The following is a 16,093-nucleotide window of genomic DNA, read 5'->3' as shown; positions in this document are numbered from 1 at the left end:
AAACAAAAAGCAGCAAACAAATGTCTACTGCCTGCCCACTACCATATGATCATCATCCAAAAATGTTAATTTTACCGTTTCTGTCAATACATCCGCATAGCTATAAGAGACACGCTCGAACGCATTTTCCGCTTGATCAAGCTCAATGACAAATACAGATGGATACGTCTCTGCAAGAATCCCACAGCGTTCAATGGTTTTTCTTCGACCACCGTTCGCTTTTAATGTTAGGCGCTTACCAATGTTAGAATCTAACGCCTTCTTAATATCGGATAAAGTTTTTGCCATCATTCGCTCTCCACCTCACTGTTAACATTATAACAAATTTGATTTAAAAAATCAAAAATAAAAATTATACCAACCACTTTTCATTTGTGTCAATGTGTATTTTTCTACATTTTTCTCATTTCCGTGTATATTATATACTGTTCATGAAAAATTATGTATGGAATAGAAAAAGATCGCCCGACTATTTCTTTCGCCGTAGCGATCTTCTCCCTATTCTTCTTCAATTAAGCGAAATGGCATTCCCGTGCGCAGTACTCCTTTTGTTTCTACCCCCCCAAGCCCCTTCTCACCAGTCAAAGTATTGCGCAGCACATCCCAAACTTGAACTGCCTCAACAAAGGGAGTAAAACTAATTCTTGAAACAATATACACTGGATCAAGCGCATGAATATTGACACGCGCTGGGGAACTTGCAAAGTTTGCACCGGCACGAATTAATGATTCAAAATACGATTGGCATGCCCCAGCAAAAATGACAAGCTGGTCAAGATGAGGTATTTTTTTCCTCGCCTCTTTTACCGTTTGCACAAAATATTTTGAATGACGGTATGCTTTTAAATCAGTTACTTTCCCTTTTGATTTTGAGTAAGAGTCATGACCTGTAATAACTAAAATATCGGGACGAACTTGCTCAAGGAGTCCTCCTACTTTTTCCGGCATCTCCTTTTCCTCACAATATACACCATATACAGGGACACCGATTCGTTCATATAAGTTTAAACATTTACGTAAGTATACAGGGTCACCATCCAGATGAAGGACGCGCCCTGGAATTTGAAAAAAATCTTTTTCTGTTTGATACCCCCCTGTCGCCCGATACTCTGCTTTTTGTTTCAACAGGTAATAATCTTGCCTTAACAACCTATATGACTGTTCAATTAACTCATTTTCCCTTTTTTTTCTCGTTTGTTGCTCCTGTTCATCAACAATGATTAAATCGTTCAATGGGGCATCTGCGATTAAACGTACGTCCTCACCGTGAAGGATCACTTCTATTTCTCCATCTTTCTCTTTAATATCAATCACTCGAAACAATAAATCGCATTCGTATGATTTTCTGGCCACGATATCTCCGATTTTAATCTCCATTGCTCGTTCACTCCAAAATATATGCCGTTTATTAAGTACAATATGCATATACCTAAAAGACGTGAAAAGAAAAAGGCCTAAAAACTAGGCCTTTTCACAGAACACTTTTGCCAAGCTGTTGCTGAGAGCTGCAAATTCCTCAATTGTCAACGTTTCACCGCGGCGGCGAGGGTCAATTCCGAGATCTGTTAGTGTACCCTCAACACTCTCTTTCAGTTGCTTTCCATTTGGCAAATGACTTATTAAATTATTTAAGATCGTTTTTCTCCGTTGTCCAAAACTTGCACGTACCACTTGAAAGAAAAATGATTCATTATTTACTTCGACGGCTGGTTTGTCTCTTTTCACTAGACGAATCACAGCTGAATCCACATTCGGTTGCGGCATAAAAACAGTACGGGGGACATTCATTACAGTTTCTGCTTCCGTATAATATTGAACAGCAATAGATAAAGAGCCATAATCTTTTGTTCCCGGTCGTGCAGAAATTCGGTCAGCCACCTCTTTTTGCAACATCACCACAATACCGCGAATCGGCAAAGCATCTGTTAGCAACTTCATAATAATCGGCGTCGTCACGTAATATGGAAGATTAGCAACAACCATAATATCGCTTACATCTTTGAATTCCTTGTCAATAACAGAGCGAATATCGGCTTTCAGTACATCTTGATGAATAATACACACATTTGGATAAGATGAAAGAGTGTCTGCTAAAATCGGCAAAAGACGCTGATCTATTTCGAACGCGACAACCTTTTTGGCGCGTCGCGCAAGTTGTTCTGTCAATGCCCCAATACCCGGGCCGATCTCAATGACCCCCGTCGTATCGGATAATCCTGCAAAATCAACGATGCGGCGCAAAATATTTGTATCAATTAAAAAATTTTGTCCCAGACTTTTTTTAAATGAAAAACCATATTTATCTAAAATTTCACGCGTGCGCGCTGGCGTAGCAATATCTTTAATCATTCTGTATTTTCCTCCTGAAGTATTTGCTCCAATGCATTATAAAAAGCTTCTTTGGAAATTTGAAACATTCTTAATCGCTTATGAAGCTGTTTCCCATTCGTATAACCTATTTTTAATAATTGACCTAGACGTTGTCGACGAGTCTTAGCTAAACTCCCTCCAATCAATCCGGCTGCTAAGAGATCATCTAATGTAATATCTTCATTCCACTCATCTGTCTCTTCATATACGTTTTCGAGCGCTTTACGGATTGCTTCTACAGAGGCGTGTTCTACGCCAACTCCTTTTCCTCTTTTAGCAAGAGCGGACTGTTTAGGTAAAAATGCGTGCTTACATCCTGGAACACGTTCAGCAATGGTCTTGCGAATTTTTTCTCCCGGAAAATCCGGGTCAGTAAAAATAATAACTCCTCGTTTTTCCTTCGCTAGCTTAATTCGTTCGATCGTTTCGTCATTAATAGCTGAACCGTTCGTTTCGATCGTATCGGCAGCAACGGCCCGCTGGATTGCCACCGTATCATCTCGTCCTTCGACAACAATGATTTCTTTAATCTTCAACACTGGTGCGCAGAAACAAGTTCCTGCGCTTCCCCCTTTCCGAATCAAAATAGACAAATATTTTTACCATAAATATTTTTATCGTTTTCATAAAAAATGAAACTTTTTACTTGCTTTTTCGTCTAATAAGTGTGGAAAATCACTTTCCATTATAACGAAAAAACAGAGGGCAAAAAAACCCCCTGTCTTCTTCCTTATTGTATAATTCTTACTTTTACACGCTTCTTCCCCCAACGAAAAGCAGACGACTTATCAGGAAAGAAAACATCAATTTCATAACCGTTGATCCCAGCTCCCGTGTCCCCTGCAATTGCATAACCGTACCCTTCTACATACACTTTCGAACCGAGCGGAATTATGCGGGGATCAACTGCAATTACTTTCATATGAGGATTAGAACGCAAGTTAATACCTGTTCGCGTTTTTCCAGAACATCCACTACAATAAGCAGTATATGCAGTGGCAGTAACATAAATCTCTCTAGATGATTGTGCTGAGCCGCGTGATGTGATATACGTTTCTCTAGTACCCACAGCCACGACACGATCTTGACTTTGTTTAACTGTTTCTGTCTTTACTAATTTGCGCGACACTTCTTTTCCATTTTCCAATATGACCTCATATTGCTTTGATACGAGCCCTTTTTCGCCGGGACTGATGACTCGTTGCTGCCCCCTAGGCAGGCTGGCATCTCTTCGGGTGACGACTGCAAAATTTACTGGTTCTTCCACTACATCGGTGACTTTTTGAACTTTAGTAACCTTTACGACCATATTTGCTTTTATTTTATCATTTAATGATGGTTCAACACGGTCGAGTTCATTCAATGTGATGTTGTGCTGCTTTAAAAAGTCAGCGACAGTAGTCGAAGTTGCCCATACCTGTTGTTGTTTACCGCCGACATTTAACTGAACGGGAAACGCTTTTTCAAGCGAAATATTCATCCCTTTTTGAATATTCGCATCAATTGATGGAGATACTTGATCGTGTGGTCCTAAAACAATATGTTGGGCGGCTAATAGTTCTTTTACATTTTTTGCAGTCGTCCAAATTTCTTTTTGTTTCCCATCTATCGTCATGGTAACTCTTTTACTCGGTTCCCAAACAATATGTAGATCATCTGTTACAGCTGCATCAAGCGAAGGATATACATAATCTTCAGGCCGCGGGTGAATGTGCTGTTCTTCTAACAACTCTCGAACTGTATCGGCATGTGTACGAATCTCCTGCTTCTTCCCATCCTTTGTAAGTATCACATGTTCTTTCGTTGCCTCATATCCCGCAAATCCAGTTGTTGCCGAAAAAGCTATCAAACTACTAGCAGTTATCGTTAAATTCTTTCTGAACGAACCGGACAGCAGACTCCTCATGTTTGTTAACACGTTTTGAAACGCCTCCTTCTCTTGTCCTTATTTCTCCTCCCTTAACCTCTTTACGCGTAAACACACTCTATTATGCAAAAAATCAAGGTAAAAGGAAAGGAAGACTTGTCGACATGTCTATACTATGCAAGACTCTAAATTTGTAGAACTCTTTTTTCTTCACCAATTATTAGACAAGCCTTCCAAAAAAACGACAGTTTTTACTAGCGATTGATGCCGAATAATTTTTTGGCGTTTTCACATGTTTTTGTTGCTACTTCTTCAAAAGAAACACCTTTTAATTCAGCAATCGCTTCTGCTACATATTTCACATAGCTCGGTTCATTTCGTTTCCCCCGGAACGGATGAGGAGTTAAATAAGGACAATCTGTTTCAATAAGCAAATGCTCGAGCGGAATTTCTTTCGCTACTTCTTTCGGCTTTTTTGCGTTTTTAAACGTCACCGGTCCGCCAAATGAAAGATAAAAGTTCATATCAATGCACTGTTTCGCTACCTCAATGCTACCTGTAAAGCAATGCATAATTCCGCCGACTTCTTTCGCGTTTTCTTCTTGCAAAATCTCTAAAATATCTGCTGTCGCCTCGCGATTATGTATGATAATTGGTAATCTCACTTTTTTAGCCAAAGCAATTTGCTTACGAAATACTTCTTTTTGCACTTCTTTAGGAGATTTATCCCAATAATAGTCAAGCCCCATCTCTCCTAAAGCAACTACCTTCGGATGCGAGGCTAACTTCTCAAGCATTTGCAAATCTTCATCAGTCATGTCAATCGCATCGACAGGATGCCAACCGACAGCCGCATAAATAAAATCGTATTGTTCCGCCAACTTGATCGCCCGTGAAATGGTTGGACGGTCAAATCCTACAACGACAATGTGAGATACCCCTTCGTCGCAGGCTCGTTGAATGACCTCTTCTACATCTTCACTATATTGCAATGCATTTAAATGCGCATGTGTATCAAATAACATACTCCTAGCTCCTTTTTCGTTGTTAAGTGTATCATACAAAGCGATTACATATATCACAGCTCGTTAACATTTATATTACAAAATGACAACAAAGAGGTGTCGCCCGCATCCCGCGCCCACCTCTTTCATTGAATGCATTATTTTATTTTTGTCCCATTCGGAAGATTTTCATCGACAGTAGCTAAAGACAGCACACCGTTTGTTTGTCCCGCCAAAATCATTCCTTGGGACAACTCGCCTCGCAATTTCGCTGGCTTTAAATTTGTTACGCAAATGACCTTCTTTCCTATTAATTGCTCAGGTTTATAAAACTCAGCGATCCCGGAGACGACTTGGCGTTTCTCATATCCAAGATCCAGTTGCAGCTTAAGAAGCTTATTAGCATTTTTTACAGGTTCCGCATGCAGCACTTGTGCAACCCTCAAGTCAATTTTCATAAAATCATCGATGGCGATTTCATCTATCGCTTCTGTTGGCTGTGGTTGCGCTGGCTTGTCGCCTTGCATTTGCTCTTTAATATAAGCTACTTCAGCTTCTATTTCTAAGCGAGGGAAAAGCGGTTCTCCCTTCTCGACTCTTGTTCCTTCTTTAATAAGACCAAATTCATACAAACTTTCCCATATTTTTAATTCTTCTTGCACAATGCCTAACTGCTTAAAGATTTTTTCCGGCGTGCGCGTTAAAAACGGACGAAGTAAAATCGCTATATGACGGAGAGATTCGGCTAAATGCGTCATAACAGATGCTAATTTTTCCTTATTCGTGTCCTCTTTTGCTAATACCCAAGGCTGTGTTTCGTCGATATATTTGTTCGTGCGGCTAATCAACTGCCACACCGCTGTCAATGCCACCGAGAACTCCATTTTTTCCATCGCTTCTTCGTACTGCTTTACTATTTCTTTCGACATTTCGACAAGCTCATCATCAAATGCCGTTTTCGGTCCACTATAAGGCGGGATTGCACCGGCAAAATATTTTTCGATCATAGCCACTGTACGATTTAATAAGTTTCCTAAATCGTTCGCTAAGTCGTAATTAATACGCTCGACAAAACCTTCTGGCGTGAACACCCCGTCTGAACCGAATGGAACTTCGCGAAGCAAGTAATAACGAAGCGCGTCTAGACCATAGCGGTCAATTAACGTCACGGGATCGACAACATTTCCTTTTGATTTCGACATTTTGCCGTCTTTCATTAATAGCCAGCCATGAGCAAACACTTTTTTCGGAAGCGGTAAATCTAATGCCATTAACATAATTGGCCAATAAATCGTGTGAAAACGCACAATCTCTTTTCCGACTAAATGTACATCAGCTGGCCAATATTTTAAGAACTTTTCATCATTCTCTGCTCCGTAGCCTAGCGCCGTAATATAGTTAGATAATGCATCGATCCATACATAGATAACATGTTTCGGATCTCCTGGCACTTTAATTCCCCAATCAAACGTTGTTCTCGAGACCGCTAAATCCTCCAATCCAGGTTTAATGAAATTGTTAATCATTTCATTTTTTCGTGATTCCGGTTGGATAAATTCTGGATTTTCTTCGTAATATTGAAGAAGACGGTCAACATATTTACTCATGTTAAAAAAGTAGGATTCTTCTTTTACTTTTTCTACCGAACGATTACAATCAGGGCAATTCCCATCAACAAGCTGTCTCTCCGTATAGAAAGACTCACAAGGGGTACAGTACCATCCTTCGTATTCATCTAAATAAATATCACCTTGCTCGACAAGGCGAGCGAAAATCTTTTCAACCGCTTCTTTGTGGCGATCTTCCGTCGTGCGGATAAAATCGTCATAGGAAATATCGAGTTTTTTCCATAGTTCTTGAATGCCTGCAACAATCTCATCTACATAGGCTTGGGGAGTGACGCCTTTTTCTTCGGCTTTTCGCTGAATTTTTTGCCCGTGCTCATCCGTTCCTGTTAAATACATCACATCGTACCCGCGAAGACGTTTATAGCGTGCCATCGCATCGCCTGCAACAGTTGTATAAGCATGTCCAATATGTAGTTTTCCACTTGGGTAATAAATAGGCGTCGTAATATAAAATGTTTTCTTTTCCATCCTTGACCCTCCTCATATAGAAAAACCCCCGCCCGAAGGACGAGAGCGATTGTTCTTAATATATATTTTATATGATTTTTCTGTTATATAAAAACATCTATTTCTTTTATCTTGGAAAAATATACATAAAAATGAGGTGGGTGTCAACAAACAAAGTTGAATTTTGTCGAATAATCACTATTTAGATAATATGTATATACAAGTTTTTTGTAAAAATAATCATAAAAAAGGAAAAAAATTCATTATTTTTCGGGATGTGTATCAATATAATAGTTTTTCTAATATATCAAATAATATTTATTTATAGGTAAAAAATCAAATTTAAACATTTTCTAAAATAGTAAAATACATTTTTTTTTAATTTTACATATAAAAGGATTGACGTATAATGGAAACACTGATATGATTAGGTTGTAGGAATTTTGTCGAATATTGACGAATAAAAGACTAAAAACATAGAAAATCAAAATCACTTGTGGGGAGGAGATTGTTCAATGAAATCTACAGGCATTGTTCGTAAAGTGGATGAATTAGGTCGTGTTGTTATTCCGATTGAATTGCGTCGCACATTAGATATCGCAGAAAAAGATGCATTAGAAATTTATGTTGATGACGAGCGTATCATCTTGAAAAAGTATAAACCAAATATGACATGTGTCGTGACAGGCGAAGTTTCTGACGACAACTTCAAACTTGCCGGCGGCAAGATTATTTTAAGCCGTGAAGGAGCAGAAATTCTTCTTAAAGAAATCCAAGAGAATTTAGAAATGTCGAAATAAAAAAAGTTCTCTAGATTTTTCTAGAGAACTTTTTTTATTGGTGATACTGTTGATATATCTCCCTTTTCGACATATTTCTGTCTTTAGCCGTTTGCTTGACGGCTTCCTTGGAGCTCCATTTTTTCTCATTAATATAATAATCAACATGCTCTACAACGGAGAGCGATTGCCACCACTTATCCATTGTGTTTTCATCTTCTTCGCTTTCTTTCGCACCTTCCACAATAATACAAAATTCACCGCGAATCTCCTCGCATTTTACCCAATTTATGACCTCGCTTATCGTACCTCGAACAAACTCTTCAAATCGCTTTGTCAATTCGCGACATAGAGCAATATTTCGCTCTCCTAATACTTCATGCATAGCAAGTAGCGTGTCTTCTAATCGGTGCGGTGCTTCATAAAAAATTAGGGTATCGCGAATATGTCTCAACGCTTCAAGTTGCTTTTTTCTCTCTTTTTTCCCCCGATCAAGAAAACCAAAAAAATAAAAATGATCAGTTGGCAGTCCAGAAGCAACAAGAGCGGTTACCGCGGCATTAGCCCCTGGAAGCGGAACAACAGTATAGTGCTCTTTTATAACCATCACCACAAGTTCATATCCCGGGTCGGAAATCGCAGGCATTCCTGCATCGCTTACTAATGCTACATTTTTCCCCTGCTGCAACCATTCAACAATTTTTGGACCAGCTGTGTACTTATTATGCTCGTGATAGCTAATAACGGGAGTAGCAATTTCAAAATGACGCAACAATTTTTTCGTTTGTCTCGTATCCTCTGCGGCAATAAAATCAACTTCTTTTAAGATCCGTAATGCCCGAAACGTCATATCCTCTAGGTTCCCAATAGGAGTCGGTACAATATATAAAATGCCGCCATTACTTTGTCCTGTAAAACTTTTTTGCTGCCACAACATACTTTTTCTCCTTTATTATTATGAAATTCCATATAAAATTTGGTTCACTTCATCGGTATATTCATTATTATTATAAACAATTAATGGAGGCAAAATTTTCAAATCTGGATTTCCATCTTTGATTCCCTCTATTAGGATTGTATTCGCTTCTTTCCCGATTTTCGGATATACAAAACGCAATCGTTTCGGTTCTAATCGATACTTCCTCATCAAGGTAACAATATCTAGCAAGCGCCCCGGACGGTGAACAAAAGCAGCTTTTCCCCCTTGTTTAAGCAATTGGCTGCTTACTCTAATTACATCTTCCAATGTACAATAAATTTCATGACGCGCAATAGCCAGATGCCTATTTTTATTCATTTCCTCCTCGCTAACTGTTGGAAAATATGGAGGATTACAAGTTACAACATCATACTTGCTATAGCCAATTTGCTTAGGTATATCTTTAATGTCCCCATGAATGATCTCGATTTGCTCTTCTAGTTTGTTGTATTGCACACTTCGTCTAGCCATGTCATAAATGCGTTCTTGAATTTCGATGCCCACTATTTTTCCTTTCGTTCTTTTGCTTAACAAAAGCGGAATAACCCCATTTCCGGTACATAAATCGACAATTTGTCCTTTTTGAATCGGCATATAGGCGAATTTCGCTAATAAAACTGCATCTAGCGAAAACGCAAATACAGATGGGCTTTGTATAATACGCATATCCTCGTTCAAAAGATAATCAAGTCTCTCATCACCATACAGTGCAACCATTAACTTAATACCCTCTTTCGTCATCTTTCAAGAAAAGAGCCTCTCCCTACTTGGAAAGGCTCGGCTATTACTTTTTATTTAAAAATGATAAGCAAAATAAACAATCTTCCGTGCGGACACTTCCGTAATGAACGTTACAAATATGGAATCCTTCTTGATAAAGCCTTGCTAAGTTGTCATACCCCTCGCCGATATCAATAAACTTTCGATCATTATTCCTCTGCTTATCAACTTTTGCTTTTCTCTTTATAGTCGTTACATCCCCGGTGAGCTGCTCAAGTCGCTCGCGCAAATGATTATTTTCTATCCGTAAATGCCGATTTTCCTCTAGTAGTTGAGCAAGATGCTCCTTTAGTTCGACAAGCTGACGGTACAAATGACTAATTTGTTCTTCCATACTTGCTACTGATTGAAAAATCTCTTTTTTATCCACGCAAATCCACCTCAATTAATCTGTGGCTTGAATCGATAAAACCCCTTCTTTCACTAACTCATCGATCGTATACTCTACCACTCGCTCATGCTCCGACAACTCCACCTGCAGCACTCTTTCTAAAATATTCAAGCCAACTACTCTTCCGAGACCATGTGGGGTTTCAATGTACTCGCCTAGGTCAGGCAACTGTTCTTTCGCCGTTTCATATTCATCGTTTTCATATTTTAAACAACACATTAGTCGACCGCAGAGACCAGAAATTTTTGTTGGATTTAAAGATAAATTTTGATCTTTCGCCATTTTGATGGACACAGGATCAAAATCTCCTAAAAACGTCGAACAACAAAGCATTCTCCCACAAGGTCCAATTCCGCCAAGCATTTTTGCTTCATCACGCACGCCAATTTGTCTAAGCTCGATACGCGTTCGGAAAATAGCTGCTAAATCCTTAACAAGCTCCCGGAAATCAACACGTCCATCTGCCGTGAAATAAAAAATTACTTTATTGCGATCAAACGTATATTCAACATCCACGAGCTTCATTTCAAGCCCGTGCTCTTCTACCTTTTTTAAACAAATTTGGTATGCTTCCTGAGCAGCCTTTTTATTTTCCTCAACTACCATTTTGTCTTTAGCATCAGCAATGCGAATGACCTTTTTTAAAGGGAGAACAATATCGTTTTCATCCACCTGTTTATTGCTTATAACTACTTTTCCAAACTCGATACCACGAACTGTTTCAACAATGACAAACTCCCCTGTCGGTATTGTTAGTTCCCCGGGATCAAAATAATAAATTTTTCCCGCTTTTTTAAAGCGGACGCCCACTACATTATACAAATGTTCTTCCCTCCTTTAAATTGAGGATCAGCTGTTCCATTAAAAGTTGTACATTCATATTTGTATTTAAACGCGCTTTTGCTTGTAAAACTGTCGACATGTTTTGAATAATACGCTTTTGCGAACAAGTAAGAGCCCATTGCTGCAAATCATTCATTCGATCACGATATATGATATTTTCTAATTGCCCTAATTGCAAATACAGTAGGTCTTTATATAAATACAATAACAGATCTAATCCTATATCAATCTGTTGCTTATCTTGAAAATGGGGTATCCATTTTTCATGTATGACAAAAAGAGCCTGAAGATTGTTTTTATTTAGCGCTTCATATAATTGTAACACTATTTTTCGCGCCTCTGCAAACCAATCATCTCGACTTAATTCGATTGCTTCTTCGCGGTTATTCGTAACATGAGCTGCAAGAAGAGCAAGGTGAAGTGGAATTTGTTGCTCCTTTAAATAATTAGCGAGGACAGTAGGCGGCAATGGCTGAAACGATAAAACTTGACATCGTGAAATAATAGTCGTTAGCATACGATGATATTGTTCAGTTAATAAAATCGCTGTAGTTCCCCGATAAGGTTCTTCTAAAAATTTCAATAAGCTATTTGCCGCATTCGTCGTCATTTTATCGGCATGATTAATAACGTACAACTTTTGATTCGACTCGACGCCTGTTTTTGAAAACTCTTCCTGCAGCGCCTCAATTTGGCCCTTTTTGATCGATTGTCCGTCTGGTTCAATCCAATGAACATCTGGATGGTTTCTCGAATCAATTCTGCGGCAATTTATACACTCGTTGCACGGTTTATATTCAACTCGGTTGAAACAAAACAAACTCTTCGCAAACAAAACGCTGACTTCCTTTTTACCCGTGCCACGTTGTCCTTCGAATAAATAAGCATGAGCCACTCTGCCTTTTTCAATACTATTAGCTAACAGCCTCAATACAATCGGCTGGTATTGCTCAAGTTCTTCCCAAACGACAGCCACATACACCACTCACTTATCTTTATTATAGAAGGGGACTTTCCCTCTCTAGAAAGATGAAAAAGGAAAGTCCATTTCTATTCTAACACGTCTTTATCATTTCATCATTTTATGTTTGATGGAAGAATCATTTTTCCTTTCCTTCAATTCTCTGCATAAGCACAGCAACCGTTTCTACAAATACTTCCTCAATTGATTTAGAAGCATCAATTCTTATCATACGATGAGGGAAACGTTCCACTAATTGCAAATAACCTTGCCGTACTTTGTTATGGAACGACAAACCCTCCATATCAAGACGATTAATTTCTCGAAGTCGATTGTTGTAAATTCGCTCGATCCCTATTTTAGGATCTATATCAAAATAAAACGTTAACGAAGGAAAATAACCGGAAATAGCAAATTCATTAATGCTCAATACTTCATCAACCCCTAATCCTCTCGCAAATCCTTGATAAGCGAGTGAGCTGTCGATAAAGCGATCGCACAACACAATTTTTCCTTTTTCAATCGCAGGAATGATTTTTTCTACCAAATGTTGTCTTCTGGCAGCTGCGTAAAGCAATGCTTCTGTACGCGCATCCATTTTGGTATGTGCAGGATTTAAAATGACTGCACGAATTTCCTCTGCAATTTCGATGCCTCCAGGTTCCCTCGTAGCAACAACGTCCCATCCCTTTTCGCGTAAAAACAATTCCAACTTAGAAATAATGGTTGTTTTTCCTGCTCCCTCTGGTCCTTCAAAAGAAAAAAAATATCCTTCCACAGTTTATCACCTTTCTCGTTTATTTATTTCTCAAAAACCTCAACTTGATGAAGCGCTAGCTTTTTTCCTCCTTGAAAATGGGAACGATGTTTTTTTAATTCAAGGATATATTGAATATGCTTATCGTTGATCACTTCGCCTGTCATCAACAAAGGAATTCCTGGCGGATACGGAATAATCGTTTCTGCCGCTACAAGTCCTTCCGCTTGCTCTATATGTACAAATTTTTGGGGCAGCTTCTTTAACTCCCGATAGGAAATGGATTGTGATATTTCTGTAAATGAAAATGGTTTTAAGGATTGAAATAAATCTTCAGAACACTGCAATCCATCAAAAGCTCTCTTTATTTTTCCTATAATCTTCTCCACATTTTCTAATAAAGCTAAAGGATATACGAAAAGAACATTAAAAGGATCTGCTAATTCCGTAAAAATGTTCTCCGTTTCTAAACGTTTTTGGAGTTCGTAACCGGATAGCGTACATCTTGTTTGCATGGTAATTTTCAACAAATCTGTACTGACCAATGGATCTTGCGACTCAGCTACTTCTATCCCTTCTATATCATTTAGCGCATTTTTCCATAAATCAACCTGTTTTTGTATATGATGAATATCCTTGGTTGATAAGTTAGCTACATAACTCCTTGCCAAATCCAGTGAAGCCATAATTGGATAAGACGGGCTGCTCGACTGAAATACTTGTAAAAAATACTTGATTTTATCCTTATCTACAAGCGAACTGTTTACATGTAGATACGAACCCATAGTCATCGCCGGCAATGTTTTATGTGCTGACTGCACGACGACATCTGCGCCACATGCTATTGCTGTTTTTGGAAAAGGATGACCTAACACAAAATGAGCACCATGCGCCTCATCTACAAGAACAGGTATATGATACCGATGAGCCATATCTACGATTTCAGTTAAATCAACTGCCATACCATAATAATTGGGGTTGGTCAAAATTAACGCCTTTGCATCCGGATGGCATTCAACAGTTTGTTTTACCACCTCATAAGGAATATAAGAAGGGACTTTCACATTGTCATCAAATTGAGGCGAAAGAAACACTGGCGTAGCCCCAACTAACTGAAGCGCATGAATAATGGATTTATGGCAATTCCTTTGTACAATAACTTTAGAATTTTCCTCGCATGTGGCAAAAATCATCACTAAGTTGCCAACTGTTGATCCATTTACTAAAAAAAATGTTTCATCTACACCATATAACTCAGCAGCCAACCTTTGTGCTGCGGCAATAACAGTTTCCGGCTGATGCAGATCATCCAATCCGTTTAATTCCGTAGCATCTAACTTCAATAAATGCTGATAATCTTCCTTAGCCTGTTTTAGAAAAACTTCCCCGTATTTATGTCCAGGAACATGAAAAGAAAGAGGATTGGCTGAACAATGTTGTTTTAAAGCGTTGTATAAAGGCGTTTCGTGTTGCTTATGTTCCATATCACATCATTCCTTGTTTTTAGTTATCCTAATTAAATATATTAAAATAAAATAGGCCCTATTAATAGGACCTGAAACTATGAATATATCTCTCGATTCATTATTTTTCTTAATTGCTGTAAATAAAATTGATATCTCGGATCATGTACATCCGTCTGCACGATTTCTCTTTCACAGTCTATACATAGGAATTTGGTATAGATTCGAATCCCTTGTTTTTTTAATTGTTCACAAACAATACATGTTTCTCCTATGGAATGACTGGCCGTAGATTGGTCCAAATTCTCCACCTCCCATTTTTAGAATTCCCTCATTTATTAGTTTCTATACTTACAAGATATGTATTTTTAGTTTGTTTGTAGAAGAGTATATAAACGTAACTCAAATATTTTATTCATGCTAAGTCATTTTTCAGTAATTACAAACATAAAGTACAAAGCTTTTAACATATCCACCGAGAAGCCTCTTACCTTGAAACAACCTGTAGATGGAGAATGAATCGGACATTTTCTTCCTAGTATAGAATATATGTTCCATAATCTTCTTAGCCAAGATCGTGAAAGGGAGGAATCTGGATGCTTCGCGGTCAAAAAGTCGACTTTCGTGCATCCGAGAGGGATTTTGAGCGTCTTTAGGTCTGCAATCGGGAGTCGACCCGCGTCTGGAATGAGTGCCTCCGATTGGCTAAAGACTACTTCCCTCAGTATGGTCGACGCATTTCAAAAAGCAAACGAAAGGACGATTTCATCTTCATATTCAGTCGATTCAAGCGGTCTGCTACTAATACTCTCCTTTGCACGACAATCTTCAAAAAGGAATTCGTCATGCTTATTATTCGTAAAAACAAAAGAAATCCTTCCACACCAAATGGATGAAAGGCTGTTTCAAAATTGACGAAAATGGAACCATCACCTTATCGATGGGTATCCATCAAAGAAAGAGAAAAGAACCGATCATCGCCCACGTCTCCCGCTTGTCAAAAGGAACCATTAAAGAAATCGAATGTTGTTATGACCACGATTAGTACTTAGCGATCCTTATGACAATGAGACCGAGGCGAAAGCGCATCAACCCGGTCGTTCAGTTGATGTCGATCTTGGCGAAATTCATACCATCGGAGCGTTTTGCGAAAACGGCCAAGCTCTCTTGATCACTAGACGAAAGATCTGCTTCTTGCATCGGCTGCGAAACAAGAAACTCGCCGAGACTCAATAACGGCAAGAGAAATGTCAAAAGGGGCCCACTGCTGGAAAAAGTACGAACGAGGGAAGCAGTCCCTCTTATTGAATTGAGCAGGAGAGGACCTCCTTTTTCTGCGCTGAAACTTCTTTTGATCGAACGGAGTGTAGGTGGGAAAGGTTTACATAAACGTATTTGACTAAAAGCATGGATGTACGATTCGTTATACATTTGCGTGAACAAAGGCAATTCATATATTAAGATTGTATAAAATAAAAAAGCTGACTAAACACCATTGTTTAGTCAGCTTTTTTGCCTAGCGACGTCCTACTCTCGCAGGGGCGCTAGCCCCAACTACCATCGGCGCTGGAGAGCTTAACTTCCGTGTTCGGGATGGGAACGGGTGTGACCTCTCCGCCATCGTCACTAGACGGTCTGAAGGATGGTTCCTTCAAAACTAGATAACAGTGAAAGGTTGAAGAAAGGATGCGGTATTTCCGCTTTTCGTGTTGTCTAGCTTCGGCTCCTAGCCCCTCGAATCGCTTCTGTCCTGCTGCGGCGGCAACAGCCTCCTCGCAGGCCTTCCGCTCTCTTCGTGGCTATACAGTCGCCTTCGCTTTTCTT

General features: G+C 39.0%; 16 protein-coding genes and 1 rRNA gene. 1 reads left to right on the top strand and 16 read right to left on the bottom strand.

Features of this window, described 5'->3' with window-relative positions:
* Nucleotides 1–24: 24 nt before the first annotated feature.
* The 7 genes from veg to metG form a co-directional block, all read right to left on the bottom strand.
* Nucleotides 25–288 (bottom strand): biofilm formation stimulator Veg, encoded by a 264-nt coding sequence (gene veg, locus N667_RS0113820; RefSeq protein WP_027410125.1) that lies wholly within the window; start codon nucleotides 286–288, stop codon nucleotides 25–27.
* 210 nt (nucleotides 289–498) lie between these two features.
* Nucleotides 499–1,377, bottom strand: coding sequence for a sporulation peptidase YabG (yabG, locus tag N667_RS0113815; RefSeq protein WP_027410124.1), 879 nt, complete (start codon nucleotides 1,375–1,377; stop codon nucleotides 499–501).
* 84 nt (nucleotides 1,378–1,461) lie between these two features.
* Nucleotides 1,462–2,349 carry a 16S rRNA (adenine(1518)-N(6)/adenine(1519)-N(6))-dimethyltransferase RsmA gene (gene rsmA, locus N667_RS0113810; RefSeq protein ID WP_027410123.1) on the bottom strand — a complete coding sequence of 296 codons (888 nt, stop codon included), beginning with the start codon at nucleotides 2,347–2,349 and terminating at the stop codon, nucleotides 1,462–1,464.
* Nucleotides 2,346–2,906, bottom strand: a complete 561-nt coding sequence (rnmV, locus tag N667_RS0113805; protein WP_027410122.1) for a ribonuclease M5 — start codon at nucleotides 2,904–2,906, stop codon at nucleotides 2,346–2,348. The genes rsmA and rnmV overlap by 4 nt, the downstream gene beginning before the upstream one ends.
* Before the next feature lie 194 nt (nucleotides 2,907–3,100).
* A complete protein-coding gene (locus N667_RS0113800; protein WP_027410121.1) occupies nucleotides 3,101–4,288 on the bottom strand; it encodes a ubiquitin-like domain-containing protein in 1,188 nt (395 codons plus the stop codon).
* 203 nt (nucleotides 4,289–4,491) lie between these two features.
* Nucleotides 4,492–5,262 carry a TatD family hydrolase gene (locus N667_RS0113795; RefSeq protein ID WP_027410120.1) on the bottom strand — a complete coding sequence of 257 codons (771 nt, stop codon included), beginning with the start codon at nucleotides 5,260–5,262 and terminating at the stop codon, nucleotides 4,492–4,494.
* Nucleotides 5,263–5,399: 137 nt separating this feature from the next.
* Nucleotides 5,400–7,337 (bottom strand): methionine--tRNA ligase, encoded by a 1,938-nt coding sequence (gene metG / locus N667_RS0113790; RefSeq protein ID WP_027410119.1) that lies wholly within the window; start codon nucleotides 7,335–7,337, stop codon nucleotides 5,400–5,402.
* A gap of 494 nt (nucleotides 7,338–7,831) precedes the next feature.
* Between metG and N667_RS0113785 the strand changes: the two genes are divergently transcribed.
* Nucleotides 7,832–8,116: an AbrB/MazE/SpoVT family DNA-binding domain-containing protein gene (locus N667_RS0113785; RefSeq protein WP_027410118.1), complete on the top strand. Its 285-nt coding sequence runs from the start codon at nucleotides 7,832–7,834 to the stop codon at nucleotides 8,114–8,116.
* Between the two features lie 34 nt (nucleotides 8,117–8,150).
* Here N667_RS0113785 and rsmI read toward each other — a convergent pair whose 3' ends face one another.
* From rsmI to rrf, 9 genes are all read right to left on the bottom strand, one after another.
* The gene (rsmI, locus tag N667_RS0113780; protein ID WP_027410117.1) at nucleotides 8,151–9,029 is read right to left on the bottom strand and encodes a 16S rRNA (cytidine(1402)-2'-O)-methyltransferase; all 879 of its coding nucleotides are present in this window, start codon (nucleotides 9,027–9,029) and stop codon (nucleotides 8,151–8,153) included.
* 21 nt (nucleotides 9,030–9,050) lie between these two features.
* Nucleotides 9,051–9,791, bottom strand: coding sequence for a tRNA1(Val) (adenine(37)-N6)-methyltransferase (locus tag N667_RS0113775; RefSeq protein WP_027410116.1), 741 nt, complete (start codon nucleotides 9,789–9,791; stop codon nucleotides 9,051–9,053).
* Between the two features lie 67 nt (nucleotides 9,792–9,858).
* Nucleotides 9,859–10,224, bottom strand: a complete 366-nt coding sequence (gene yabA / locus N667_RS0113770) for a DNA replication initiation control protein YabA (RefSeq protein ID WP_027410115.1) — start codon at nucleotides 10,222–10,224, stop codon at nucleotides 9,859–9,861.
* Between the two features lie 15 nt (nucleotides 10,225–10,239).
* The gene (locus N667_RS0113765) at nucleotides 10,240–11,067 is read right to left on the bottom strand and encodes a stage 0 sporulation family protein (RefSeq protein WP_027410114.1); all 828 of its coding nucleotides are present in this window, start codon (nucleotides 11,065–11,067) and stop codon (nucleotides 10,240–10,242) included.
* Nucleotides 11,060–12,064, bottom strand: coding sequence for a DNA polymerase III subunit delta' (gene holB / locus N667_RS0113760; protein WP_027410113.1), 1,005 nt, complete (start codon nucleotides 12,062–12,064; stop codon nucleotides 11,060–11,062). Before holB ends, N667_RS0113765 begins: the two co-directional genes overlap by 8 nt.
* A 124-nt stretch (nucleotides 12,065–12,188) precedes the next feature.
* A complete protein-coding gene (gene tmk, locus N667_RS0113755; protein ID WP_027410112.1) occupies nucleotides 12,189–12,827 on the bottom strand; it encodes a dTMP kinase in 639 nt (212 codons plus the stop codon).
* Between the two features lie 23 nt (nucleotides 12,828–12,850).
* Entirely contained in the window at nucleotides 12,851–14,290 is a 1,440-nt protein-coding gene (locus N667_RS0113750) for an aminotransferase class I/II-fold pyridoxal phosphate-dependent enzyme (RefSeq protein WP_027410111.1), read from the bottom strand.
* 77 nt (nucleotides 14,291–14,367) lie between these two features.
* Entirely contained in the window at nucleotides 14,368–14,580 is a 213-nt protein-coding gene (locus N667_RS19540) for a sigma factor G inhibitor Gin (protein ID WP_332248974.1), read from the bottom strand.
* 1,203 nt (nucleotides 14,581–15,783) lie between these two features.
* Nucleotides 15,784–15,900, bottom strand: a 5S ribosomal RNA gene (rrf, locus tag N667_RS0113740).
* Nucleotides 15,901–16,093: the final 193 nt, after the last annotated feature.

Source organism: Anoxybacillus tepidamans PS2 (assembly GCF_000620165.1).
GTDB classification, from domain to species: domain Bacteria; phylum Bacillota; class Bacilli; order Bacillales; family Anoxybacillaceae; genus Anoxybacteroides; species Anoxybacteroides tepidamans_A.
Note: the sequence above shows the minus strand (reverse complement) of the source record. Positions and strands in the feature narration are given on the sequence as shown.